Here is a 24,558-nt window from a genome sequence, read left to right on the forward strand (position 1 = left end):
CGATCAGACCCGCTCGCCGACCCAGCCCGGCACGCTGGCCAGCGCAGCAGCCAGCTTGCTCGGGTCGGTGCCGCCGGCCATCGCCATGTCCGGCTTGCCGCCGCCCTTGCCACCCACCTGCTGGGCGACGAAGTTGACCAGCTCGCCGGCCTTGACCTTGGCCGTCGAATCGGCCGTCACGCCCGCAGCCAACTGAACCTTGCCGCCGTCGACCGCCGCCAGCACGATGGCCGCGGTCTTGAGCTTGTTCTTGAGCTGGTCCATCGTCGTGCGCAAGGTGGCCGCATCGGCGCCTTCGAGCACGACCGCCAGCACCTTCAAGCCGTTGATGTCGACCGTTTGCGCCAGCAGGCTGTCGCCCTGCGATGACGCCAGCTTGCCCTTGAGCGCAGCCAGCTCCTTCTCGAGCGCACGCACCTGATCCTGCAGGCCGCTGATGCGCGCCGGCACCTCCGGCACCGCCGACTTCAGCGCGCTGGCCACGCCGTTGACGGTCGACTCCAGACTCTGCAGATAGGCGAGCGCGTTGTCGCCTGTGATCGCCTCGATGCGGCGGATGCCGGCGGCCACGCCGCTCTCGGCCACCACCTTGAACAGGCCGATGTCGCCGGTGGCCTTGACGTGTGTGCCGCCACACAGTTCCTTGCTCGAACCGATGCTCAGCACGCGCACGGTCTCACCGTACTTCTCGCCGAACAGCATCATCGCGCCGCTCTTCTGCGCGTCGTCGAGCGCCATCACCTGCGCCGAGGCCGCGGCGTTGGCCAGGATCTCGGCGTTGACGATCGCCTCGACCTGGCGGATCTGCGCGTCGCTCACCGGCGCGTTGTGGGCGAAGTCGAAGCGGGTGCGCTCGGCGTTGACGAGCGAACCCTTCTGCTGCACATGCGCGCCCAGCACCTCGCGCAGCGCCTTGTGCATCAGGTGGGTGGCGCTGTGGTTGCGCACGGTCTTGGCCCGCAGTTCGGCGTCGACCTTGGCGACGAAGCTGTCGCCGACCTTGACGCTGCCTTCGACGATGCGGCCGTGGTGGCCGAACACGTCGGCCTGGATCTTGAACGTGTCGGCCACCACCACGCGGGTGCTGCCGTTGCGCAGCTCGCCGCTGTCGCCGGCCTGGCCGCCGCTCTCGGCGTAGAACGGGGTGTGGTCGAGCACGATGGCCGCGTCGTCACCGGCTTGCGCCGCATCGACCGGGGTGCCGTCGACGTAGATCGCGACCACCTTCGAGGTCTCGCAGACGAGGTGCTCGTAACCGTGGAACGCGGTCGGCGCGCCGCTGTAGGCGAGGCCGGCGGCCATCTTGAACTTGCCGGCGGCGCGCGCCTGCGAACGCTGGTGCTCCATGGCGGCGTCGAAGCCGGCCTGGTCGACCGTCACGCCACGTTCGCGGCAGACGTCGGCGGTCAGGTCGACCGGGAAGCCGTAGGTGTCGTGCAGCTTGAAGGCGGTCTCGCCGTCGACCTGCTTCGTGCCACCGGCCAGCGCGTGCTCGAGGATCTCCATGCCGTGCTGGATGGTCTGGAAGAAGCGCTCTTCTTCCTGCTTCAGCACCTCGGTGACACGCGCCTGGGCTGCACGCAGCTCCGGATAGGCCTCGCCCATCTGCGCCACCAGCTCGGCCACGATCTTGTGGAAGAACGGCGTGCGCGCACCCAGCTTGTAGCCGTGGCGGATGGCGCGGCGGGCGATGCGGCGCAGCACGTAGCCGCGGCCTTCGTTGCCGGGGATCACGCCGTCGACGATGGTGAACGAGCAGGCGCGGATGTGGTCGGCGATGACCTTCAGGCTCGGGGATTCGGGGTCGACGTCCTTGCCGCCGGCGCTCTCGACGGCCGCCTTGGCCGCGGCCAGCAGCGCGACGAACAGGTCGATCTCGTAGTTGCTGTGCACATGCTGCAGCACCGCGGTGATGCGCTCCAGGCCCATGCCGGTGTCCACGCTCGGCTTGGGCAGCTTGTGCATCACACCGTCTTCGGTGCGGTTGAACTGCATGAAGACGTTGTTCCAGATCTCGATGTAGCGGTCGCCGTCTTCATCGGGGCTGCCCGGCGGGCCGCCGGGGATGCCTTCGCCGTGGTCGAAGAAGATCTCGGTGCACGGACCGCAGGGGCCGGTGTCGCCCATCATCCAGAAGTTGTCGGACATGTAGCGCGCGCCCTTGTTGTCGCCGATGCGCACGATGCGCTCGGCGGGCACGCCCACCACCTTGTTCCAGATCTCGTAGGCCTCGTCGTCCTCGGAGTAGACGGTGACCCAGAGCTTGTCCTTCGGCAGCTTGAAGTGTTCGGTCAGCAGCTCCCAGGCGTAGCTGATGGCGTCGTGCTTGAAGTAGTCGCCGAAGCTGAAGTTGCCCAGCATCTCGAAGAACGTGTGGTGGCGCGCGGTGTAGCCGACGTTGTCGAGGTCGTTGTGCTTGCCGCCGGCGCGGATGCACTTCTGGCTGGTGGTGGCGCGACTGTAGGGGCGCTTGTCGAAGCCCAGGAAGACGTCCTTGAACTGGTTCATGCCGGCGTTGGTGAACAGCAGCGTCGGGTCGTCGCCGGGCACCACGGGGCTGGAGCCCACGATCTGGTGGCCCTTGGACTCGAAGAACTTCAGGAAGGTGGAACGGATTTCGGAGGCTTTCATGCGGTCTCTCGGTAGATCGGGCGATTTTAAGTGGGCAATGCGCGTCCTATAGTGGCGGGCAGACATTCGATCGTCCGATCCGGAGAGCCTCGCCATGCAACGTGAACCCCATGCCACCAACGCCGCGCTGATGGCGCGCCGCCGTGCCGCCCTGCCCGCCGGCCTCGGCCAGACCTACGAGGTGTTCGTCGACCACGCCGAAAATGCCGAGGTCTGGGACGTCGAAGGCCGGCGCCTGATCGACTTCGCCGGTGGCATCGCGGTGCTCAACACCGGCCACCGTCACCCGAAGGTGATCGCCGCGGTCAAGGCGCAGCTGGACCGCCAGCACCACACCTGCTTCCAGGTGCTGGCCTACGAGTCGTACGTGGAACTGGCCGAACGCCTGATCGCCAGGACGCCGGGCGATTTCGCCAAGAAGGCGTTTTTCCTGAGCAGCGGCGCCGAGGCGGTCGAAAACGCCATCAAGATCGCGCGCGCTGCCACCCGCCGCGGCGCGGTCATCGCCTTCGGCGGCGGCTTCCACGGCCGCACGATGATGGGCATGGCGCTGACCGGCAAGGTGGCGCCGTACAAGACCGGCTTCGGGCCGTTTCCGGCCGAGATCTACCACGCCAAGTTCCCGAACCCGTTGCATGGCGTGAGCACGGCCGATGCGCTGGCGTCGGTGGAGGCGATCTTCAAGTACGACGTCGAGGCCGCACGGGTGGCGGCCATCATCCTGGAGCCGGTGCAGGGCGAAGGCGGCTTCTACGTCGCGCCGATCGACTTCGTGCGCGGCCTGCGTGCGATCTGCGACCAGCACGGCACCGTGCTGATCGTCGACGAGGTCCAGACCGGCGCCGGCCGCACCGGCACCTGGCTGGCCTGCGAGCAGTGGGTGGCCGCGGGCGTGGGCGCGCCCGACATCGTGACGATGGCCAAGTCGATGGCCGGCGGTTTCCCGATCTCGGCCGTGATCGGCCGCGCCGAGCTGATGGACGCGCCCGGCCCCGGCGGCCTGGGCGGCACCTATGCCGGCAGCCCTTTGGGTTGCGCCGCGGCGCTGGCAGTGCTGGAGGTGTTCGAGGAAGAAAACCTGCTGGAGCGCAGCCGCGACGTGGGCAAACGCCTGACCGCCGGCCTTCAGGCCATCGCCGCACGCCACAAGAGCATCCAGGACGTGCGCGGGCCGGGCGCGATGGTGGCGATCGAGCTGTTCAAGGATGGCGACCTTCACCAGCCGGATGCCGACCTGACCAAACGCATCTGCACCGAGGCGATCCGGCGTGGCCTGGTGCTGCTGAGCTGCGGCGTCCACGCCAACGTGATCCGCATCCTGGTGCCGCTGACGGCCAGCGATGCGGTGATCGACGAAGGCCTGGCGATCCTCGCCGCGAGCTTCGACGCGGTGGCCTGAAGCCGCCGCCATTGCCACTGACCGGCGAACCTGCCCCACCCCGATCGGAAACCGCATGGACATGACCACCAACCCGCTGGCACTGCTGAACGACCCCGGCCTGCTCAAGACCGACGCGCTGATCGACGGCGAGTGGATCGCCGGCACCAGCCGCTTCGACGTCGCCGACCCCGCCACCGGCGCCAGGCTGGCGGACGTGGCGCTGCTGGGCGCGAGCGAAACCGCAGCCGCGATCGCCGCCGCCAACGCCGCCTGGCCGGCCTGGCGCGCCAAGACCGCCAAGGAGCGCGCCGGCATCCTGATGAAGTGGTACCAGCTGCTGATCCAGCACGCCGACGACCTGGCCCGCATCATGACCGCCGAGCAGGGCAAGCCGCTGGCCGAGGCGCGCGGCGAGGTGGTCTACGGCGCCAGCTTCATCGAGTGGTTTGCCGAAGAAGCCAAGCGCGTTTACGGCGAGACGATTCCGAGCACCGACGCCAACAAGCGCTTCATCGTGCTCAAGCAGCCGATCGGCGTCTGCGCGGCGATCACGCCGTGGAATTTCCCGATCGCGATGATCACGCGCAAGGTCGCGCCGGCGCTGGCCGCGGGCTGCCCGGTGATCATCAAGCCGGCCGAGCAGACGCCGCTGTCGGCGCTGGCCTGCGCCGAGCTGGCCCAGCGCGCCGGCATGCCGCCGGGCGTGCTCAACATCCTGACCGGTGATGCCGAGAGCTCGATCGAGATTGGCGGCGTGCTGTGTGCCTCCGACGTGGTGCGCCACCTGAGCTTCACCGGCTCGACCGAAGTGGGCCGCATCCTGATGCGCCAGTGCGCGCCGACGATCAAGAAGCTTAGCCTCGAACTCGGCGGCAACGCACCCTTCATCGTCTTCGACGACGCCGACATCGACAGCGCGGTCGAGGGCGCGATGGTCAGCAAGTACCGCAACGCCGGCCAGACCTGCGTCTGCGCCAACCGGCTGTACGTGCAGGACAGCGTCTACGACGCGTTCGTCGAGAAGCTCGCCGCCAAGGCCGCGGCGATCAAGGTCGGCAACGGTTTCGAGGCCGGTGTCAACCAGGGGCCGATGATCGACGCCCAGGCGCTGGCCAAGGTCGAATCCCACGTGGCCGATGCCGTCGCCAAGGGTGCCCGGGTGGTGGTGGGTGGCAGCCGAGGTGCTGGCGCGCTGGGCCAGCGTTTCTACACGCCGACGGTGCTGTCGGACGTGACCGCCGAGATGCTCTGCGCGCGCGAGGAAACCTTCGGCCCGGTGGCGCCGGTGATGCGTTTCAAGACCGAGGCCGAGGCGATCGCGCTGGCCAATGCCACCGAGTTCGGTCTGGCGGCTTATTTCTACAGCCGCGACATCGGCCGCATCTTCCGCGTCGGCGAGGCGATCGAGGCCGGCATGGTGGGCGTCAACACCGGGCTGATCTCGGTGGCCGAAGTGCCGTTCGGCGGCGTCAAGCAGTCGGGGCTCGGCCGCGAGGGCTCGCGGCACGGCATCGAGGATTACGTCGAGATGAAGTACCTGTGCCTGGGCGACATCCTGCGCTGAAGGCCGTGGCGACGACCGGGCGCCCGCGCCTCAGTCGTCGTTGGCTGCGCCGCCCGTGCCGCCCATCATGCCGGCGCGCAGCGTGCCCTTGGACTGCACCGCCGACGCATACGCCAGCCTGAGCAGTTCCTCGGCCTGGCGGCCGTGTTCGGGGTAGAGGCTGACACCGGTGCCGATGCCCAGCACGGCCTGCTGGCCGGTGACGACATAGGGCTCGCTCATGCTCTTGGCCAGCTTGGCGGCCACCCGCTCGCCATCCTGCGGCCGTTCCATGCTGGGCAGCACCGCCGCGAAGGCGTCGGCACCGACCACCGCCACCACGTCGCTCGAGCGCAGCCCCGCGCGCAGGCGCACCGCGGCCTTGCGCTTGAGCAACTGGGCGGCCTGCTCGCCGAGCCGGGCCTGCACCGCTTCCAGGCCGTCGAGCCGCAGCACCAGCAGGGCCATCGGCATCGGCTCGCGCTCGCGCAGTGCACACAGCTGATTGAGCAGCTCGACCAGCAGCGCGCGGTTGGGCAGGCCGGTGGACAGGTCGATCGACCAGGCCCGGCGGACCTCGAGGTCCTGTTGCTTGCGCTGTACCGCCAGCCAGATCGCGCGCCGCAGCCGCGCGCCTTGCGTGTCCTCGATCGCCAGCACGTCCTGCACGCCGATCTGGATCAGGCGGCGTGCCAGATCGCGATCCGGCGACGGCCAGGCGACGATCACCGCCGAAGCCGTCGCGGCCTGCGACAGCCCCTGCCACGACAGCAGCGCCTGGGCCTGCGTGCGCGTGCTGCAACCGATCACGATCGCCTGCGGCGCATGCACCTGCATGTAGAGCACCAGGGCGTCGAGGCTCTCGCAGGCGTCCCAGACGATGCCCTCGTCGCCCGCACCGTCCGGATTCAGGGCTCCGAGCCCCAGGTGGCAGGCGGTGATCGGGTTGGAACGTGAGTTGGACATGGCGGCGAACTGCAGGCTGCTAAATGAAATACAGGGCGCTGATATTACTGAAACCCTCCGGCGTTGGCGCTCGACAGATTCTGCGCAAACTGCATGCGCAGCGATCTTCGACCGATTTCCGGATATTGAAACTGACTTCGGCGCAATCCGGGGGGTGCGCGGGAAGGTGCGGCGCAAACACGAAGTGTGGCGCTCCCGCCTCATCCTTTAGGGGGAGGCGGATTTTCACGCACCTCACCTACGCTTTGAGGCAGTTCCAGCCCGAGGCCATGTCATGAAAATCTTGTTGCTCAGCGACCACAGCAGTCTGCACATGCTCCTCCAGCACGTGCTGCAAGGGCGCACCGCCGAGGCGCAGGTCTGGCGCACGCACGCCCTCGCCAGTGCGCTGCCCTATCTGCGGCAGGAGCCCGAGATCGAAGTCGTCATGCTCGACATCGCCCTGTGCGGCTGGTCGCGCCTGGCCACGCTGGTCAGCACGCTCAGGCCGTGCCTGGGCCACCGCAGGCTGGTCCTGCTGGTCGACGCGCTGCGCGACACCGCGCTGGTGCGGGCGCACGGAGTCACCGTCGACCTCTGCCTGTCCAAGGCGAGCGGGGTCACGGAGATGGTCGAGCGGCTGCTGCAGAGCAGCCGGCCGCCGCACATCGCGCCGATCTGCCTGGACTTGCACTTCGGCCCCACCGTCATCCATGCCCCGAAGGCATCGGCCGAGTTCACGCAGCTGGTCTGGTGAGCGGGCGCCGGCCCCCGCCTAGAATCCGCCGCGTCTGTTGAAGCCCGACGTCGCCCGGCAACCGCCCGGTGGCGTGGCGGCGTTTCAGCGGCTCAACCCCGAGCCCCGTCCATGCTGCTTCCGAACATCGCACCCGGCAAACGCTTTGCCGTTTCACGCCCGATCGGCTCCGCCGATGCGCTCTTGCTGGCCCGCTTCGCCCAGGCCCGGGTGGCCAGCCGGCAACTGCTGGCCGTGATCGTGGCCGAGCCCGCCGACGCCCAGCGGCTGCCCGACGAACTGGCTTTCTTTGCCCCTGAACTGCGCGTGGCGGTGTTCCCCGACTGGGAAACCCTGCCCTACGACAGCTTCAGCCCGCACCAGGACCTGATCTCCGAGCGCCTGGCCACGCTCTGGCGGGTGCGCTCGGGCGAGGTCGACGTGGTGCTGCTGCCCGCCACCACGGCGCTGACCCGGCTGGCGCCGCCGTCGTTCCTGGCCGGCTACACCTTCCATTTCAAGCAGAAGCAGAAACTCGATGACGCCGCGCTCAAGGCACAGCTGACGCTGGCGGGCTATCAGCACGTCAGCCAGGTGGTGTCGCCGGGCGAATACGCCGTGCGCGGCAGCCTGATCGACCTGTTCCCGATGGGCTCGCTGGTGCCCTACCGGGTCGACCTGTTCGACAACGAGGTCGATTCGATCCGCGTCTTCAACCCCGACAGCCAGCGCAGCCTCTACCCGGTGCCCGAGGTGCGGCTGCTGCCCGGGCGCGAGTTCCCGATGGACGACGCCGGGCGGCAGGCCTTCCGGGCCCGCTGGCGCGAAAAGATGGACGGCGACCCGAGCAAGGCGCGCATCTACAAGGACATGGCCTCGGGCATCGCCACCGCCGGCATCGAGTACTACCTGCCGCTGTTCTTCGAGCAGCCGGCCACCTTCTTCGACTACCTCGGCGACGCCGCCGCGCTGGTGCTGCACGGCGAGGTCGACGAGGCGCTGGCGCGTTTCTGGGGCGAAACCCGCGAGCGCCACAAGTTCCTGCGCCACGACCCCGAGCGGCCGGTGCTGCCGCCCGAGGACATCTACCTGCGCCAGGAAGAATTCTTCGCGCGGTGCAACCAGCACGCCCAGCTGTCGATCCGCGGCAACGACCCCGTCGAATGGGCCCGGCCGCTGCCCGACCTGAGCGTGATCCGCGGCGGCACCGATCCGCTGCAGCGCCTGGAGCAGCAGCTCGAGAAGATCCGCAGCCAGAAGAACCGGCTGCTGATCGTGGCCGAAAGCGCCGGCCGGCGCGAGAGCCTGCTCGAACTGCTGCGCGACCACCGGCTGGAGCCGCCGCCGATCGACGGCCTGTCGGCCTTCATCGCCAGCGACCACCCGTACGCGATCGCCACCGCGCCGCTGGCCGCCGGTTTCTTCTGGACCGACGCGACGGCCGACTTCGGCATCCAGTTCGTCACCGAAACCGAACTCTTCGACGCCACGCCCACCGCACGCCGGCGCCGCAAGCAGGAGCAGACCAGCGACGTCGAGGCGCTGATCAAGGACCTGTCGGAGCTGAAGGTCGGCGACCCGGTGGTGCACGCCAACCACGGCATCGGCCGCTACCAGGGGCTGGTCAGCATCGACCTGGGCGAGGGGCCGACCGAGTTCCTGTTCCTCGAATACGCCGACCAGGCCACGCTCTACGTGCCGGTGTCGCAGCTGCAGCTGATCAGCCGCTACACCGGCGTCAGCGCCGAAGAGGCGCCGCTGCACAAGCTCGGTTCCGGCCAGTGGGAAAAGGCCAAGCGCAAGGCGGCCGAGCAGGTGCGCGACGCCGCCGCCGAGCTGCTGAATCTGTACGCGCGCCGCGCTTCGCGCGAAGGGTTTGCATTCCGTTTCTCGCCGCAGGATTACGAGGCGTTTGCGGCCAGCTTCGGCTTCGAGGAAACCGCCGACCAGAACGCCGCGATCCACGCCGTCATCCAGGACATGATCAGCCCCAGACCGATGGATCGGCTGGTCTGCGGCGACGTCGGTTTCGGCAAGACCGAGGTGGCCTTGCGCGCCGCCTTCGTGGCGGTCACCGGCGGCAAGCAGGTGGCGCTGCTCGCGCCGACCACGCTGCTGGCCGAGCAGCACTACCAGACGCTGGCCGACCGCTTCGCGCAGTGGCCGGTCAAGGTGGCCGAGATCAGCCGCTTCCGCTCGACCAAGGAGGTCAAGGCCACGCTCGACGGCCTGGCCGCCGGCACGGTCGACATCGTGGTGGGCACGCACAAGCTGCTGAGCCCGGACTCGAAGTTCAAGAACCTGGGCCTCCTGATCATCGACGAGGAACACCGTTTCGGCGTGCGCCACAAGGAGCAGATGAAGGCGCTGCGCGCCGAGGTCGACGTGCTCACGCTCACCGCCACGCCGATCCCGCGCACGCTGGGCATGGCGCTCGAAGGGCTGCGAGATCTGAGCGTGATCGCCACCGCGCCGCAGCGGCGCCTCGCGATCAAGACCTTCGTGCGCAACGAGACCGGCGGCACGATCCGCGAGGCCGTGATGCGCGAGTTGAAGCGCGGCGGCCAGGTCTACTTCCTGCACAACGAGGTCGACACGATCGAGAACCGGCGCCAGAAGCTCGAGGAAATGCTGCCCGAGGCGCGCATCGCGGTCGCCCACGGCCAGATGCCCGAGCGCGAGCTCGAGCGCGTGATGCGCGACTTCGTGGCCCAGCGCCACAACGTGCTGCTGTGCTCGACCATCATCGAGACCGGCATCGACGTGCCGAGCGCCAACACCATCGTCATCAGCCGCGCCGACAAGTTCGGCCTGGCGCAGCTGCACCAGCTGCGCGGGCGCGTCGGTCGCAGCCACCACCAGGCCTACGCCTACCTGCTGGTGCCCGACACCGAGGGCCTGACCAAGCAGGCGCAGCAGCGCCTGGACGCCATCCAGGCGATGGAGGAACTGGGTTCGGGCTTCTACCTGGCGATGCACGACCTGGAGATCCGCGGCGCCGGCGAGGTGCTGGGCGACAACCAGAGCGGCAACATGATGGAGGTCGGCTTCCAGCTCTACAACGAGATGCTGGCCGAGGCGGTGCGGGCGATGAAGGCCGGCGAGGAGCCCGACCTGCTGTCACCCACCGGCTTCTTCGGCGCCGCCACCGAGGTCAACCTGCACGCCCCCGCGCTGCTGCCCGACAGCTACTGCGGCGACGTGCACGTGCGCCTGAACCTCTACAAGCGCCTGGCCACGGTCGACAGGCTCGACAAGATCGACAGCCTGCTCGAGGAGATCGTCGACCGCTTCGGCAAGCTGCCCGCCCAGGGCCAGACGCTGTTCGACCTGCACCGCCTGCGGGTGCAGGCGCGGCCCTACGGCGTGGTCAAGATCGACGCGGGCCCGGCGGTGATGAACATCCATTTCAAGCCGAACCCGCCGATCGATCCGATGCGCATCATCGAGCTGGTGCAGAAGAACCGCAACGTCAAGCTCGCCGGCAACGACAAGCTGCGCATCGACCGGGCCTACCCCGACGCCAAGGACCGGGCGCAGTACGTGCGCGACGTGCTGCGCGCACTCGGCCAGCCGCAGGCCAAGGCGGCCGCCACCTGAATGCACAGGGCCGCGTGCCCGCCGGCGGCACGGCATCGTTAGCATTGCCGCCTTTCCATTCACGCACACGACCGGCTCGGCCGGCCCCTGCAGATGCCTCAAGAATTTGCCTCCGGCCTGGTGATCCAGGGTTTCACGCCGCCCCTGGCGCTGGCGAACTTCCGCCTGATCGCCTTCGACATGGATTCGACGCTGATCAACATCGAATGCGTTGACGAGATCGCCGACGCCGCCGGCCGCAAGGCCGAGGTGTCGGCCATCACCGAGGCCGCCATGCGCGGCGAGATCGCCGACTACAAGGAAAGCCTGCGCCAGCGCGTGGCGCTGCTGGCCGGCGTGCCGGTGGCGGCGCTCGAGCAGGTGTTCAGCCAGCGCCTGCAGCTCAACCCCGGCGCCGAGGCCCTGGTGCGCGCCTGCCAGGCCGCGGGCCTGAAGACGCTGCTGGTGTCGGGCGGCTTCACCTTCTTCACCGACCGGGTGCGCGATCGCCTCGGCCTCGACTTCACGCGCAGCAACGTGCTCGAAGTGGCCGACGGCCAGCTGACCGGGCGCATGGTCGACCAGCCTTGGGGCGACATCTGCGACGGCGACGAGAAGCGCCGCATGCTGCTGGCCACTTGCGCCGATCTGGGCATCGAGCCGAGCCGGGCGATCGCGATGGGCGACGGCGCCAACGACCTGCCGATGATGGCGGTGGCCGGCCTGTCGGTGGCCTATCACGCCAAGCCGCGGGTGCGCGAGCAGGCGATGGTGGCAATCAACGAGGGTGGGCTCGACCGCCTGCTCGAACTGCTGGCCTGAGTTCGTTGCGGTGCCGCGATGGCGGCGCCGGGTTCAGAAATCCAGTTCGAGCAGGGTCTGCAGTTCGTCGCACCAGACGTCGAACTCACGCGCGTTGACGCCCAGTGCCAGCAGCGCCTGGGCGCCGCCGCGCTCCCACTCGCCGTGCCGGTTGCGGCCTTGCTGGCGCTGCAGGAAGCGCTCGGCCAGCAGCGCCAGCGCGATCAGGTGGCGCAGCCGCGGGGTCGCGGGGTTGGCGAAGACGCGGTAGTCGTGGTGCAGGCGCACCGCCTCGACGATCTCGGCGCTGACGCCCCAGCTGTGCGCCAGCGCCGCGCCGACCACCGCGTGATCGGTGCCGTGCCGGGCGTTCTCGACCTCGGTGAACGGGCGCCGGCCGAGGTTGGCCTCGGCCAGCGTGACGCGGTAGCTGGGCTGCTCGAAACGCTGGATCAGCACCGCGATGCCGACGTCGCAGAACAACCCGAAGGTGTGCGCCACGTCGGGCTCGATCACGCCGTGCTGGCGCGCCAGCCAGCTCATCGCCAGGCTGCGGCGATGCGCCACGTCCCAGAACCGCTCCAGGCTCGGGCCGCGCACCGGCAGCACCTTGCGCAGCACCAGCGCGCTGAGGATGGCGATGCAGCGCTGATTGCCCAATTGCTCGAACGCCCGGCGCAGCGTGCCGGCGGCGCGAGGCACGCCGGGCCAGCGCGCGTTGGCCACCTTCAGCAGCGCGGCGGCCACCGCCACGTCGTAGGAGGCCAGCTGCACCAGCATGTCCTGGCGCGGCTCGTCGCGCAGCAGTTCGGTGTGCAGGCGCTCGAGCAGCTGCGGTCGCGGCGGGATGCCGATGTCGCGCACCAGCGTGGCGAGTTGTCCGGTGTCGACCGGCGGGACGGCAAGTTCAGGCAGTGACATGTCACGGATCCACGACGTGCGGGCCGCTCGGGGCGAGCTGACGGCCTCACCCCTTCGTTTCGGCGCGGCGTCGTCGAAATTGAGGGGCAAACCGTGATCCGATGTGAGCCGGTCCGGTCGGTGGTCAGTCGGGCTGGCTCATGACGACGATGCCGTCGGCGTCGGCGGCCAGCCAGTCGCCCGGGCGCACCCAGACGCCCTGGATCTGCACGGCGACGTCGGTCTGGCCGACGCCTCGCCGGTCGGTCGGCAGCGGCATCGCAGCCAGCGCGCGGATGCCGACCTCGCTGACCGCCAGCTCGGCGACATCGCGCACGCAGCCGTCGATCACCAGGCCGGCCCAGCCGTTGCGCGCCGCGGCGGCGCCCAGGTTGCCACCGAGCAGGGCGCGGCGCAGCGAGCCGCCGCCGTCGACCACCAGCACGCGGCCCAGGCCCGGCGACTCGACGGCGGCCTTGAAGTGGCTGTTGTCCTCGTGGCACTTGACCGTCACCACCCGGCCGCTGAAGGCGCTGCGCGCGCCGAAGTCTCGGAACACCGGCGGCAGCACGCGGAAGTCACCGTCGCTGTCGTTCTTGTGGGCATCGCAGAGGTCGCAGGTGGCTGGGGACGAGATGGCGGAGTTCATCGGCGGAAGGGTGAGTGTTCGAGGAAGAGGGTCACAGGCCGGCGGTCTGCAGGCTGCGCAGGAACTGCTCGGCGTTCTGGTAGCCGATCACGCGCGCTCCGGCCTGCTCGCGCCCTTGCGGGTCGAAGAAGATGATGCCGGGCGGGCCGAACAGCTGGAAGCGCTTGAGCAGGGCGCGGTCGTCGGCGTCGTTGGCGGTCACGTCAGCCTGCACCAGCACCGCGCCGGCCAGCTTGGCCTGGACCTGCGGGTCACGGAAGGTGAACTGCTCGAACTCCTTGCACGAGACGCACCAGTCGGCATAGAAGTCGAGCATCACCGGCTTGCCGGCGGTGAGCAGCAGGGCGTCGAGTTCGGCCACCGACTTGACGCGCTGGAAATGCACCTCGCCCGCCTGGGTCGGCGAAGACCGACCGCTGCCGTCGGCCAGCACGGCGCCCCGCGCGTCGGTGCTGACCGAGCTGACGAGGTGCGAGAGCGGCTGCAGCAGCGAACGCCCGCCCGAGAGCATGCCCAGCCATTGCGCCGCGCCGCCGATGGCCAGCACCAGCGCCAGCCCCTTGCCCAGGTGGGCCGACCGGCGGGCCGTCGGCGCCAGCGGCTCGAGCAGCCCGAGGTAGGACGCGCTCACCAGCATCAGGCTGCCCCAGGCGGCCATCATGAGCCAGACCGGCAGCACCGGCGTGACCATCCACAGCGCCACCGCGATCAGCAGCACGCCGAAGAAGCGCTTGACCGACTCCATCCACGCCCCCGAGTGCGGCAGCAGCGACCCGGCCGACACGCCCACCAGCAGCAGCGGCAGGCTCATGCCGCAGGCCATCGCGAACAGCGCCACGGCGCCCAGCAGCACGTCGCGGGTCTGGCTGATGTAGACCAGCGCGCCGGCCAGCGGCGCGGCCACGCACGGCCCGACGATCAGGGCGGAGATCCCGCCCATCGCGAACACGCCCAGGTGCTGGCCGCCCTGGAAGCCGCTCGAGACCTGGGCCAGCCGGCTTTGCAGCGCGTGCGGCAGCGCCAGCTCGTAGTAGCCGAACATCGACAGCGACAGCCCCACCAGCAGCAGCGCGAAGGCGCCCAGCACCCAGGGGTTCTGCAGCGCGGCGGCCAGTCCCTCGCCGGCCAAGCCGGCGGCCACGCCGAACAGCGTGTAGACCAGCGCCATGCCGAGCGAGTAGCTGACCGACAGCCCGAGCCCGCGCCAGCGCGACACCGGCCCGCCCTGGCCGACGATGATCGACGACAGGATCGGCACCATCGGCAGCACGCAGGGCGTGAACGACAGCAGCACGCCGGCGAGCAGGAACACGCCCGCGATCGTCCAGAGGCTGCCCGATTGCAGCGCCGCGGTGGCGCTGTCGGGCGACGCTGCGGCCGGGCGGGTGGCAACACGCTGGGCGGTGATCGTCAGCAGTTCGGAGGGGGCCGGCTGCCAGGCCAGGCCGGCCTCTTCGGCCATCAACTCGACCTGGCGGACGGCGCCACCATCGATCTGCACCTTCAGCACCTGCTGGCGCGGCGGGTAGCACAGGCCCGCATCGGCGCAGCCCTGGCTGGTGACGGCCAGCTTGAACTGCGCCGGACCGGCCAGCACCGGAACCGACACGAGCAAGGTGTCGCGGTAGCTCTCGACGTCCTTCTGGAAGGTTTCGTCGAACTTGATCTTGCCCGGCGGATAGAGCACCTCGCCCAGCTTCACGCCGGTCGGCGCCGCTTCGACCGCGAAGCGCTCGCGGTAGAGGTAGTAACCGGGCGCGACTTCGTAGCGCAGCTCGATGCTGGCGCCGTCGGGGCTGCGGGCGCTGAGCTTGAAGGCCTGGTCGGGCTCGAGAAACTCGTCAGCCGCCGCAGCGGCCGCCGGCCAACCGCCGAGCAGCACCGACAGCATCAGCAACAGCGGCACGAGGAGGTCCTGGCGCACACGTGCGAGCCGCGAGAGGCACCGCGTCCGCAGCGCCGGATAAGTGGAAACGATCATGCTGCGATTGTCGCTTTTCAGCGCCCGGCCTGTTTCAGGGCGGCGACGATCGCGGCTTCGAGTCCCTGCTGGTCGTTTTCGCGGAAACCGCTGTGGCGGTGCAGCACCTGGCCATCGGCGCCGATCAGCACCGCCGTCGGCATGCCCTTGATGGCGTAGCGCTTGGGCGTGTCGCCGGCGGGGTCGAAGGCGATCAGGAAATTCGCCGGCAATTGGGCCAGGAACTTGTCGGCGTCTTCGCGCTTGGCGTCGACGCTGACGCCGACGACCTGCAGGCCGCGTGCGCCGTACCTGGCCTGCATCTGGTTCATCCACGGAAAGCTGACCCGGCAAGGCCCGCACCAGGATGCCCAGAAGTCGAGGTAGACCACCTGGCCGCGCAAGGCGGCGAGGTCGACCGTGCCCTGCACGCCGGCCAGTTTCACTGCCGGTGCGGGCTGGCCCACGTCGACCGCGTGTGCCGCCACGGCCGTCGCGAGGCCGGCCGCGCACAAGGCCGCACGGCCCAGCCGCAAGGTCGATTCAAGGCAAGAGACAAACATCGAGCGTCCTTCGTTCATTGGGAGTGTGTGGCGGTCAAGCCGTCCGGGTGGGTGCCGCGACCCGTGCCGTCAACGATCGGCCGACCAGCGCCGCCGACATGACCGCAGCGAGCAAGGCGAGCGCCGATCCTTCGAAGATCGCCGCCGCCTGGCCGGCATCGAGCAGATGGCCGAAGACCGGCGCCGACAACGCAAAGCCGAGGTCGAGTCCCGAATAGACCAGGCCGTAGACGCGCCCTGACGCACCGGGCGGTGCGGCTCGGCGGATCAGCATGTCCCGCGAGGGGCCGGCCAGACCGGTGCCCAGGCCGGCCAGCGACACCAGCGCCAGCGCCGTCAGGCCGGAAACCCAGGGCGTGACAGCCAGCAGCAGCAGCAACCCGGAAAATACCAGCGTCACGGCGATCAAAGGTTCGAGTTTGCTGAAACGGGTCAACAAGAAGCCGCCGGCGACCATGCCGATCGCGCCGCAGACCATGTAGCCGCTGACGACCAGCCCCGACCAGGTGAGCGGCAGGTCGTGCAGTTGATGCAGCGCCGGGCTGGCAAAGCTCTGGATCGCGCTGAGTGCGCAGGTGGTGAAGAACAGGAAAGAGAAGCACAGCCAGATCGACGGCAGCCGCAGGAAGGCCAGCACGTGCTCCGGTTTGCCGGCGCCCGGACTGCCGTGGCCGGTGCCCGTGGCCGCCGGGGCACCGGGCGCCCGGTCGTTCAGGCTGTCACGCGACAGCAGGACGATGGCCAGAACCACCACCGCAAGCGCGGCGACGCCGAGGTAGGCGATGCGGATCGATCCGGTCAAGCTGACCAGACCGGCGGTGAACAGCGGTGACACCGCCCAGCCCAGATTGCCGCTGATGCCGTGCACCGAATAGGCATGGCCCAGGCGCGCCGGGCTGACCCGGCGGTTGAGTATCGTGAAGTCGGCCGGGTGAAACGGCGCATTGCCGAGCCCGGCCAGCGCCGACGCCGCCATCAGTCCCGCATAACCCCGGGCGCCCGCCGCACTGAGCGCGGCCAGCACGAAACAGCACAGCGCCGCGATCAGCACCGGGCGCGCGCCGATGCGGTCGACCACAAACCCCGACAGTGCCTGGCCGACGCCCGAGATGACGAAAAAGACCGTCACCAGCAAACCCAGCTGCGAATAACTCAGCCCGAACTCGCTGATGAAAAACGGGAAAAGCGGTGGCAGCAGCAGATGAAAGAAGTGCGAGGTGCCGTGCACCAGCCCGACCAGGCCGATGGTGCGGGCGTCTTGCCGGAGCGAGGCCGGTTGCGGTTCTGACTGAGTGTGCATCGGGGAATGATAGAACCCGTGCGCACGGCCTGTGAGGGCGTGGCCTGCCGGGTCGTTCGGCGCCGATCTGCGGGAAGTCCCGCGTGATCATGTTTCCACCTGTTTCCAGGCGTGACACCGGCTACGACTAAAGTAGCGCATGAAGGCAACCGGGTCAGTTTGTCGACGCGGTCACCGCCGAGAAAATCCAGTTCGAACATCACGATGAGGTAATGATGCTGAAAAGCCTGTTTGGGGATTTGGCACCGCTGCGCGAGCCCGCTGACCGGCGCGAGGCCGAGCGCGATTTCGCGGCCACGGCCATCCTTGAATCGGTGACCGGCGAGGTCAACGATCACGGCCAGATCGTCGATCGCCATGTGCGCGACCTGTTCGTCACCGGCTCGCCCGCGCAGGCGATGCGGGCGCACTTCGCGAGCACGCGTGAAGAACACGGCGCCGACCAGCGTGTCATCACGCTGTTCGACCCGGCGCAGATGTGGGCGGTGTCGGTCATCAAGGCGCTGGCCGACGCCAGCGGTCAGCCGGTCGAGCGCCTGCACCTGCGCGACCAGACCACGCTCGCGACGCTGGCGATGATCGAGCGCACGACGCTGCCGCGCCGGCTCGACGACACGCTCAAGGTCTATCACGCCGACGTGCGCACGCAAGGCGCCGATGTCGCCTCGATCCCGATCGCGCTGATGGAGCGCTCGGACCTGACCGCCGTCATCGTCGGCCCGCTGCCGCCGTCGGCGATCGACGAGATGCTGACCAACCTGCGCGCCGCGATGGCCAGCGACACCTGGCGCTGCCCGCGCCTGCTGTTCATGCTGCCGGTGGGCGCGGTCTGGATCGCCAACAAGATCGAGGGCATGAAGTGGCCCGCGGGCATGAAGGTCAGCACGCTCGCCGAGCCGCTCACCAGTGCCAGCGCGGTCTGGAACAAGTTGCTGGCCTACTGGAACAACCTGCAGGCCGACGGCACGCCGGCCGCGGCGAACGCGACCAGCAATCCGTTCGGCGCGATGACGTCGCCGCGCGCCGATGCCGGCCCGAGCACCTTCGGCGTGGCCGCGGCGTTCGCGCCGACCCATCCGCCCGGCCTCAGCCCGGCCCCGCACAGCGACAGCGTGCACACCAACAACACCACCACGGTGCTGGTGGCCAACGCGGGCTACCCGTCGGCAACCTCGGCCTATCCGGGCCAGAGCCCGGGCGATTCGACCTTCGGGCAGGACGGCGCTCGGCGCCCGCCCGACCACCAGCGCGCCAGCGTGGTGCTGCACGAGCTGATGCTGCTCGATGGCCTGATCTATGCCGTTCTGGTCGACGTCAACACCGGCCAGGTGGTGGCCAGCGAAGGACGTGGCCCCGACATCGACCGCGCCGCCCTGGCCGCCAGCGAAGTGCTGCGCGTGCATCGCCGCACGCTGCGCCAGCTCGGCCATGCGCGTCCGAACGATCCGGTCGACGAGGTCCTGGTGACGGCCGGCAGCCGCTATCACATCCTGCGCACGCTGCAGGCCCATCCCGACTACTTCATCCTGGCCGTGCTCGACAAGCTGCGCAGCAACCTGGCCATGACACGCTTTCGCATCATGGAGGCCCAGCAGGTGCTCAACTGAGCCACTGCCGCACCCCCACCCGCGCCGGCACAGCCCGATCCATGTCTTCAGCAACTCCGTCTTCCGGGGCCGTCGACCTGCCCAAGCCAAATCGCGGCGACGACGACCCCTGGCAAAGCAGCGTCAGCGTGCCGTCCGAGGTGATGCACAACGTGCAGCGCCACACCCGGGAACTGCGCACCACCGACGAATCGCCCACCGCGCCGCAGGTGGCCTTGCTGTTCCGGCGCGGCAGCGCGCCGCCCGAACAGATCGTGGTGCTCTGGGATCCGGGCCGCAACTGGACCGGGTTTTCGATGCATGCGCTGGCAGCACTCGGTTCGGGTGAGCTGACCGAGGTGCGCCTGCGCCGCGAAGGCATGGCCGAGCCGCTGCTGATCATCGAACACACCTTGTTCCGGCCCGAGCCCGGCAGCGTCGGCGTGATGCTGCTGCGCGCCGCGCCCGACGAGCCGGTCGCGATGCGCCTGGCGCTGTCCCTGCTGGCGCAGGCGAGCCGCGCGATCATCCTGGCCGGCAGCGCGCTCGACTCCGAACTGGCTCGCCACGTGCGCGCCCAGTTGCCCGACAACGAATGGGACGGTCCGCCGCTGCTGCTCGTGTCGCCCACCGACAAACCCAGCCGGGCACAGCGTCTGCGCCGCCTGAGCTGGCCGGCGGGTTTGCGCATCCATGTGCTCGAGCTGTTCAGGAGCAATGCCGCGGGCTGGTCCGGCCAGCTGATCGAACAGGTCACGGCCCTGGGCACCGGCACGCCGTCCGCAGATCCGCAGGAGATCCCATTGAATCGCAGCAAGACCCCGCGTTCACCGATGGCCGCACAACGTCCGGCCGGACCGACTTCGAGCCCCGCCCCCCGCAGCGCAGGCAGCCGGCACCACGGCAGTCATGGCCAGGCCCTGTTGCCCGGCGGCATGGCGGTGGCGACCACGGAAAGACCCGCGACCCGAACCGGCACGCCCGCCGACGCCGTCAGCGCGATGGCCTTGTCACTGGCGAGCGCAGCACCCGGTGTCTGCGGCTGCGCCCTGGTCGACGGCCGTGACGGCACCGTGCTGGCCCGACAAGGCCAGGCGGATCTGCTGCAAGACAGCGCGGCCGCAGCCTGCCGCCTCTGGAGCGCCTACCGCGACACGATGTCGGACCCCGCGCTCGAAGAACTGAGCTGGAACGCCGGCGGACACCTGAATCTGGTGCTGCCGCTGAAGTCGCAGCCGGAACTGCTGCTGATCGCCGTGGTCGACCGCGAGTTCGGGGACCCGGCCCAGTCGCGCTGGCATCTGGCGATCGCCCGCAACCACCTCGACTGAACACCGGCGCCCGGCGCGCGGGGCGTCACCCTGACGCCGGCCGACACAGGCGGCTGGGCTAGCATGCGCGATCCGTTTCCGTTCGCATCTACCGACCATGACGACCGCGCTTTTCGACTACACCGAGCAGGACGCCAGCGGCGCGACCTGCATCGCCCACGCCTGGGCCAAGGTTCCGGTTCCGCTCAGCCCGACGCAGCGCGATGCGCTCAAGCAGCGTGCCCGTGACCTGCTGGCGCAGCACCGCGCCGTGCTGGTGGCGCACTACTACGTCGACGGCGACCTGCAGGATCTGGCGATGGAGACCGGTGGCTGCGTCTCCGATTCGCTCGAGATGGCGCGCTTCGGCCGTGACCATGCCGCGCAGACGCTGATCGTCGCGGGCGTGCGTTTCATGGGCGAGAGCGCCAAGATCCTGTCGCCGCACAAGCGCGTGCTGATGCCCGATCTCGACGCCACCTGCTCGCTCGATCTCGGCTGCCCGGCCGACTCGTTCGCGGCCTTCTGCGACGCCCATCCGGACCGCACGGTGGTGGTCTACGCCAACACCAGCGCGGCCGTGAAGGCGCGCGCCGACTGGATGGTGACGAGCTCGTGTGCGCTGCCGATCGTGCGTCACCTGCATGAGCAAGGCCAGAAGATCCTCTGGGCGCCCGACCGCCACCTCGGCAGCTACGTGCAGCGCCAGAGCGGCGCCGACATGCTGATGTGGAACGGCGCCTGCATCGTGCACGACGAGTTCCGGGGCATCGAGCTGGAGTTGCTGCGCCGCGAGCACCCGAACGCCAAGGTGCTGGTGCACCCGGAATCGCCGCGCAACGTGGTCGAGCAGGCCGACGTGGTGGGCTCGACCGCCCAACTGCTGCGCGCCGTGACCGAACTCGACGCGCAGGAGTTCATCGTGGCGACCGACAACGGCATGTTCCACCGCATGCGCCAGGCGGCGCCGCACAAGAAGCTGTTCGAGGCACCGACCGCCGGCAACAGCGCCACCTGCAAGAGCTGCGCGCATTGCCCCTGGATGGCGATGAACGCGCTGCAGGGCGTGATCGACTGCCTCGAGCAGGGCCAGGGCCAGGGCGAGGTGTTCGTCGACGAACCGGTGCGCGTCAAGGCCGAGGGCTGCATCAACCGCATGCTCGACTTCGTGGCCGCCAATCCGAACGCGACACGCCAGCCCGCGCAGGGGCTGGTGCCCGGCATCGGCGCGGCCTGATCGGGGCCCGGCGGCGTGATCGATCAAGTCCGGCGCCAGGGCGCCGATATCTGCGTCAGCACCACCGACCGCGGGCACGAACGACCATGAACGCAGATTTCAGCTCCGTCCACAACCATTACGAACGCCCGGTGTTCGACGCGGTTGCGCGCCTGGCCGCCACCTATCCGTATCTGGACGAGGACGCCCTGCCCGACGTCGCATGCGTGGCCCTGAACCGGCTGGGCGCGCGCTACATCCGGCACACCGTCGACCTGGCGTTCTACCTGACCGAAAAGGAGCGCCTGTCGATGGACCAGACGATCAACGAAGCGGTCAGCTTCGCCTTCGAGTTCGTGCAGGCCCGCATCGCCATGCGAGCCCGGCGCTGAGCCGGTCTCAGGCGCCGTGCATCGGCCGGCGCTTGGCCTCGCGCACCAGGATGGTCGGGAAGCTCACCGGCAGCGTGTCCGGGAAGTCGCGGCTGTAATGCAGCCCGCGGCTTTCATGCCGCATCAGCGCGGAGCGCACGATCAGCTCGGCGCAATCGACCAGGTTGCGCAACTCCAGCAGGTCGCGGTTGACCCGGAAGTTGGCGTAGTAGTCGTCGATCTCGCTGCGCAGGAACTCGATGCGATGCAGTGCGCGCTCGAGCCGGCGCGTGGTGCGCACGATGCCGACGTAGTTCCACATCAGCAGGCGCAGCTCGTCCCAGTTGTGCGAGATCACCACCTGCTCGTCGGCGTTCTCCACCTGGCTTTCGTCCCAGGCCGGCAGTGCCGGCCGGGTTTCGGTGCCACGCGCGATGATGTTTTCGGCGCAGCTGCGGCCCAGCACCACGCACTCGAGCAGTGAATTGCTGGCCAGGCGATTGGCGCCGTGCAGACCGGTGTAGGTGGCCTCGCCCACCGCGTACAGACCGGGCAGATCGGTGCGGCCGTTGAGGTCGGTGACCACGCCGCCACAGGTGTAGTGGGCCGCCGGAACCACCGGGATCGGCTGGCGCGCGATGTCGATGCCCAGCGCCAGGCAGCGGGCGTGGATGGTCGGGAAGTGCTCCTTCAGGAACTCTTCGCCGAGGTGGGTGGCGTCCAGCCAGACGTGGTCGACGCCGTGTCGCTTCATCTCGAAGTCGATCGCCCGGGCGACCACGTCGCGCGGTGCCAGCTCGGCGCGGGGGTCGTGCGCGGGCATGAACCGCGTGCCGTCGGGCAGCTTGAGCACGCCACCCTCGCCGCGCAAGGCCTCGGTGATCAGGAAGCTGCGATCCTGCGGGTGGTACAGGCAGGTCGGATGGAACTGGATGAACTCCATGTTGCCGACCCGGCAGCCCGCGCGCCAGGCCATCGCGATGCCGTCGCCGGTGGAGGTGTCCGGGTTGGTGGTGTAGCGGTAGACCTTGCCCGCACCGCCGCTGGCCAGCACCACGGCGCTGGCATCGAGTGTCTCGACCCGCTGGCTGTCGATGTCGAGCGCATAGATGCCATAACAGCGCGGCGCCTCGTCGCGCTTGATCTGGCGCGAGGTGACGATGTCGACCGCCATCCAGCGTTCGCGCAGCGAGATGTTCGGGTGGCGGGCCACCTCGGCGAGCAGCGCGTCGTGGATCGCCTTGCCGGTGGCGTCGGCCGCATGGGCGATGCGACGCACCGCGTGGCCCCCCTCGCGCGTCAGGTGCAGGCCGAGCGGGCCGCTGGGGTCGGCCGAAAAGGGCACGCCGCGATCGACCAGCCAGGCCACCGCGTCGGCGCTGCGCTCGGCGATGAAACGGGCCGTGTGCTCGTCGACGAGGCCGGCGCCGGCATCCTGGGTGTCGCGCACATGACTGTCGATGCTGTCGTCACCGCCCAGGACGCCGACGATGCCGCCCTGAGCCCAGGCGGTGGCTCCTTCCTCGAGGTTGCGTTTGGCGAGAACGATCACCGGGCGCGCCTGTTGCGCCAGTTGCAAGGCCACGGTGAGTCCCGCCAAACCCGCGCCGACGATAACCACCGGCAAATTATCCGAATGCTGAGATGAAGTCATGTATTTGAGTTGCGGCCCGTGCTGAATCACATCAGGCGAACGCGCCGCCGGTCGGCATGCGCGGGAACTCGGGCGCGAATGATAGGATGAGTGTAAACAAATGCACGCGGCGCCATTCTGATTGTGAAATCGCATTGCCGCCTGTCCACGATACCCCGGAATGCCCTGCTCGGGTTTGGAGGTTAGGCATGAACTCATCGATCGAGGCATTGGCCGGTCGAGCGTCACCGCGGGGTACGGACAGCCACCCGCCGGCCAGTCTGGCCGGACAGTTATCCGGAATCGACAGCCAGGTTGCCACGCTCATCCAGCGCAGCCCGGGGGAGTACCTGGGCGAGCGGCCGGACATCGGCCGCGCGGTGGGCAATCACATCCGTGAGTTGTTTGTTTCCTGCGAAGTGGGCGAGGCCCTTCAGCAGCAGTTCGAGCACCTTCAGCCGGCTTACATCGCCCTGCACGACCTCGCCTGCCATGCCTCGAGCCATCTGCTGCACGCGGTCGCGGCGGCGGCCGGCCGGCCGGTCCAGCGTCTGGTGGTCAGGCGCCAGGGTTACGGCACCACGCTGGCGAGCATCGAGTTCGTCGACTGCGTGGCGGCCAACCAGCAGTTGATCCGCCTCTACGGCACCGATGCCGACACCGACACCCACTCGCGCCAGGCGATCACGCGCGTGCTGCTCAGCCGCGCCACCCTGTCGGTCGTGATGATGGGCGACCTGCCTGCCCATGCGGTACCCGAGCAGTTGCAGCCGCTGCGCGAGTTGCTGTTCAGCACCAGCTGGCGCTGCCCGCACCTGCAGCTGATGCCGCTGGCGCCCGGCACCGCGATCGCGCTCAAGGCGGTGGCCGGCGGCCTGACCGCAGGCGCCGGCGTCCAGACCCGCCTGGCGCCGATGGTCAGCCGACCGGCCGAGGCCTGGGCCTTCCTGAGTGCCACCTGGAACCAGATCCAGACCACGCAGAACCCCGACGGGCAGAACCTCGCCTTGCTCGAAGCGCTGGCACCCGCTCGCGAGAGCGCCCAGCCGATGCCCGACAACCGGGCCATCGCGCCGCGCCCGAAACCGCTCGAACGCTTCGTGCAGGAGGCCGCGGCGCTGCCGGGCATCCAGGACGTCTGCATATTCGAGCTCGCCACCAGCCGGGTGCTCGCCCACGCCGGGACCCATCCGACGCCGGCCGATCTGGCCCGGCGCGGCACGCTGCTGATGGCCGCGGCCGCCGCCAGCCGCAAGCAGCTGGGCATCGACGGGCCGGCCGACGAGATCTTGCTGATGGGCGGCCTCAAGGCCCAGGGCCTGCGCTCGCTGCACGCCCAGCCGGGGCTGGCGATCCACGTCATATTCATGCCGACCAAGGCCGACTGGCCCCAGCTGCGCCCGCGCCTGATGGCGCTCGATGCCGCCCTGCCCCGCAGCCCGGTGATCTGATAC

Annotated in this window: 18 protein-coding genes; 10 read left to right on the forward strand and 8 right to left on the reverse strand. The window is 69.2% G+C overall.

Going from position 1 to position 24,558, the window contains the following annotated elements:
- Positions 1 to 3 precede the first annotated feature (3 nt).
- On the reverse strand, positions 4 to 2,631 hold the full coding sequence (gene alaS / locus LCHO_RS10040; RefSeq protein ID WP_012347028.1) for an alanine--tRNA ligase: 2,628 nt from the start codon (positions 2,629 to 2,631) through the stop codon (positions 4 to 6).
- Between the two features lie 94 nt (positions 2,632 to 2,725).
- On the opposite strand from alaS, the gene gabT reads away from it, so the two are divergent.
- Positions 2,726 to 4,030: a 4-aminobutyrate--2-oxoglutarate transaminase gene (gene gabT, locus LCHO_RS10045; RefSeq protein WP_012347029.1), complete on the forward strand. Its 1,305-nt coding sequence runs from the start codon at positions 2,726 to 2,728 to the stop codon at positions 4,028 to 4,030.
- Between the two features lie 55 nt (positions 4,031 to 4,085).
- The gene (locus tag LCHO_RS10050; protein ID WP_012347030.1) at positions 4,086 to 5,576 is read left to right on the forward strand and encodes an NAD-dependent succinate-semialdehyde dehydrogenase; all 1,491 of its coding nucleotides are present in this window, start codon (positions 4,086 to 4,088) and stop codon (positions 5,574 to 5,576) included.
- 30 nt (positions 5,577 to 5,606) lie between these two features.
- Here LCHO_RS10050 and LCHO_RS10055 read toward each other — a convergent pair whose 3' ends face one another.
- Positions 5,607 to 6,521, reverse strand: a complete 915-nt coding sequence (locus tag LCHO_RS10055; protein ID WP_012347031.1) for a GGDEF domain-containing protein — start codon at positions 6,519 to 6,521, stop codon at positions 5,607 to 5,609.
- 313 nt (positions 6,522 to 6,834) lie between these two features.
- On the opposite strand from LCHO_RS10055, the gene LCHO_RS10060 reads away from it, so the two are divergent.
- The 3 genes from LCHO_RS10060 (at position 6,835) to serB (ending at position 11,637) form a co-directional block, all read left to right on the forward strand.
- Positions 6,835 to 7,257: a hypothetical protein gene (locus LCHO_RS10060; protein ID WP_150105449.1), complete on the forward strand. Its 423-nt coding sequence runs from the start codon at positions 6,835 to 6,837 to the stop codon at positions 7,255 to 7,257.
- A gap of 111 nt (positions 7,258 to 7,368) precedes the next feature.
- Positions 7,369 to 10,836 carry a transcription-repair coupling factor gene (gene mfd / locus LCHO_RS10065; RefSeq protein WP_012347033.1) on the forward strand — a complete coding sequence of 1,156 codons (3,468 nt, stop codon included), beginning with the start codon at positions 7,369 to 7,371 and terminating at the stop codon, positions 10,834 to 10,836.
- Positions 10,837 to 10,929: 93 nt separating this feature from the next.
- Positions 10,930 to 11,637 (forward strand): phosphoserine phosphatase SerB, encoded by a 708-nt coding sequence (serB, locus tag LCHO_RS10070; RefSeq protein WP_012347034.1) that lies wholly within the window; start codon positions 10,930 to 10,932, stop codon positions 11,635 to 11,637.
- Positions 11,638 to 11,670: 33 nt separating this feature from the next.
- Here the strand turns inward: serB and LCHO_RS10075 are convergent, their stop codons facing one another.
- The 5 genes from LCHO_RS10075 to LCHO_RS10095 form a co-directional block, all read right to left on the reverse strand.
- Positions 11,671 to 12,537, reverse strand: coding sequence for an HDOD domain-containing protein (locus LCHO_RS10075; RefSeq protein WP_012347035.1), 867 nt, complete (start codon positions 12,535 to 12,537; stop codon positions 11,671 to 11,673).
- 124 nt (positions 12,538 to 12,661) lie between these two features.
- Entirely contained in the window at positions 12,662 to 13,165 is a 504-nt protein-coding gene (gene rraA, locus LCHO_RS10080; protein WP_012347036.1) for a ribonuclease E activity regulator RraA, read from the reverse strand.
- A 31-nt stretch (positions 13,166 to 13,196) separates the two neighbouring features.
- Entirely contained in the window at positions 13,197 to 15,146 is a 1,950-nt protein-coding gene (dsbD, locus tag LCHO_RS10085; protein ID WP_012347037.1) for a protein-disulfide reductase DsbD, read from the reverse strand.
- 17 nt (positions 15,147 to 15,163) lie between these two features.
- A complete protein-coding gene (locus tag LCHO_RS10090; protein WP_012347038.1) occupies positions 15,164 to 15,688 on the reverse strand; it encodes a TlpA family protein disulfide reductase in 525 nt (174 codons plus the stop codon).
- Positions 15,689 to 15,722: 34 nt separating this feature from the next.
- Positions 15,723 to 16,988, reverse strand: coding sequence for an MFS transporter (locus LCHO_RS10095; protein WP_012347039.1), 1,266 nt, complete (start codon positions 16,986 to 16,988; stop codon positions 15,723 to 15,725).
- Between the two features lie 215 nt (positions 16,989 to 17,203).
- Here LCHO_RS10095 and LCHO_RS22095 point away from each other — a divergent pair, with 215 nt between their 5' ends.
- The 4 genes from LCHO_RS22095 to LCHO_RS10115 all read left to right on the forward strand — a co-directional run bounded on the left by LCHO_RS22095 (position 17,204) and on the right by LCHO_RS10115 (position 21,492).
- Entirely contained in the window at positions 17,204 to 18,595 is a 1,392-nt protein-coding gene (locus tag LCHO_RS22095) for a roadblock/LC7 domain-containing protein (protein ID WP_012347040.1), read from the forward strand.
- A 41-nt stretch (positions 18,596 to 18,636) separates the two neighbouring features.
- Positions 18,637 to 19,905 (forward strand): hypothetical protein, encoded by a 1,269-nt coding sequence (locus LCHO_RS10105; protein WP_012347041.1) that lies wholly within the window; start codon positions 18,637 to 18,639, stop codon positions 19,903 to 19,905.
- A 97-nt stretch (positions 19,906 to 20,002) separates the two neighbouring features.
- Positions 20,003 to 21,121: a quinolinate synthase NadA gene (gene nadA / locus LCHO_RS10110; protein WP_012347042.1), complete on the forward strand. Its 1,119-nt coding sequence runs from the start codon at positions 20,003 to 20,005 to the stop codon at positions 21,119 to 21,121.
- 86 nt (positions 21,122 to 21,207) lie between these two features.
- Complete coding sequence (locus tag LCHO_RS10115; RefSeq protein ID WP_012347043.1) at positions 21,208 to 21,492, forward strand: late competence development ComFB family protein; 285 nt, start codon at positions 21,208 to 21,210, stop codon at positions 21,490 to 21,492.
- 7 nt (positions 21,493 to 21,499) lie between these two features.
- Here the strand turns inward: LCHO_RS10115 and nadB are convergent, their stop codons facing one another.
- On the reverse strand, positions 21,500 to 23,125 hold the full coding sequence (gene nadB, locus LCHO_RS10120) for an L-aspartate oxidase (protein ID WP_012347044.1): 1,626 nt from the start codon (positions 23,123 to 23,125) through the stop codon (positions 21,500 to 21,502).
- Between the two features lie 188 nt (positions 23,126 to 23,313).
- On the opposite strand from nadB, the gene LCHO_RS10125 reads away from it, so the two are divergent.
- Entirely contained in the window at positions 23,314 to 24,555 is a 1,242-nt protein-coding gene (locus LCHO_RS10125) for a hypothetical protein (protein WP_012347045.1), read from the forward strand.
- Positions 24,556 to 24,558: the final 3 nt, after the last annotated feature.

It is taken from the genome of Leptothrix cholodnii SP-6 (assembly GCF_000019785.1).
Lineage (GTDB): Bacteria > Pseudomonadota > Gammaproteobacteria > Burkholderiales > Burkholderiaceae_C > Sphaerotilus > Sphaerotilus cholodnii.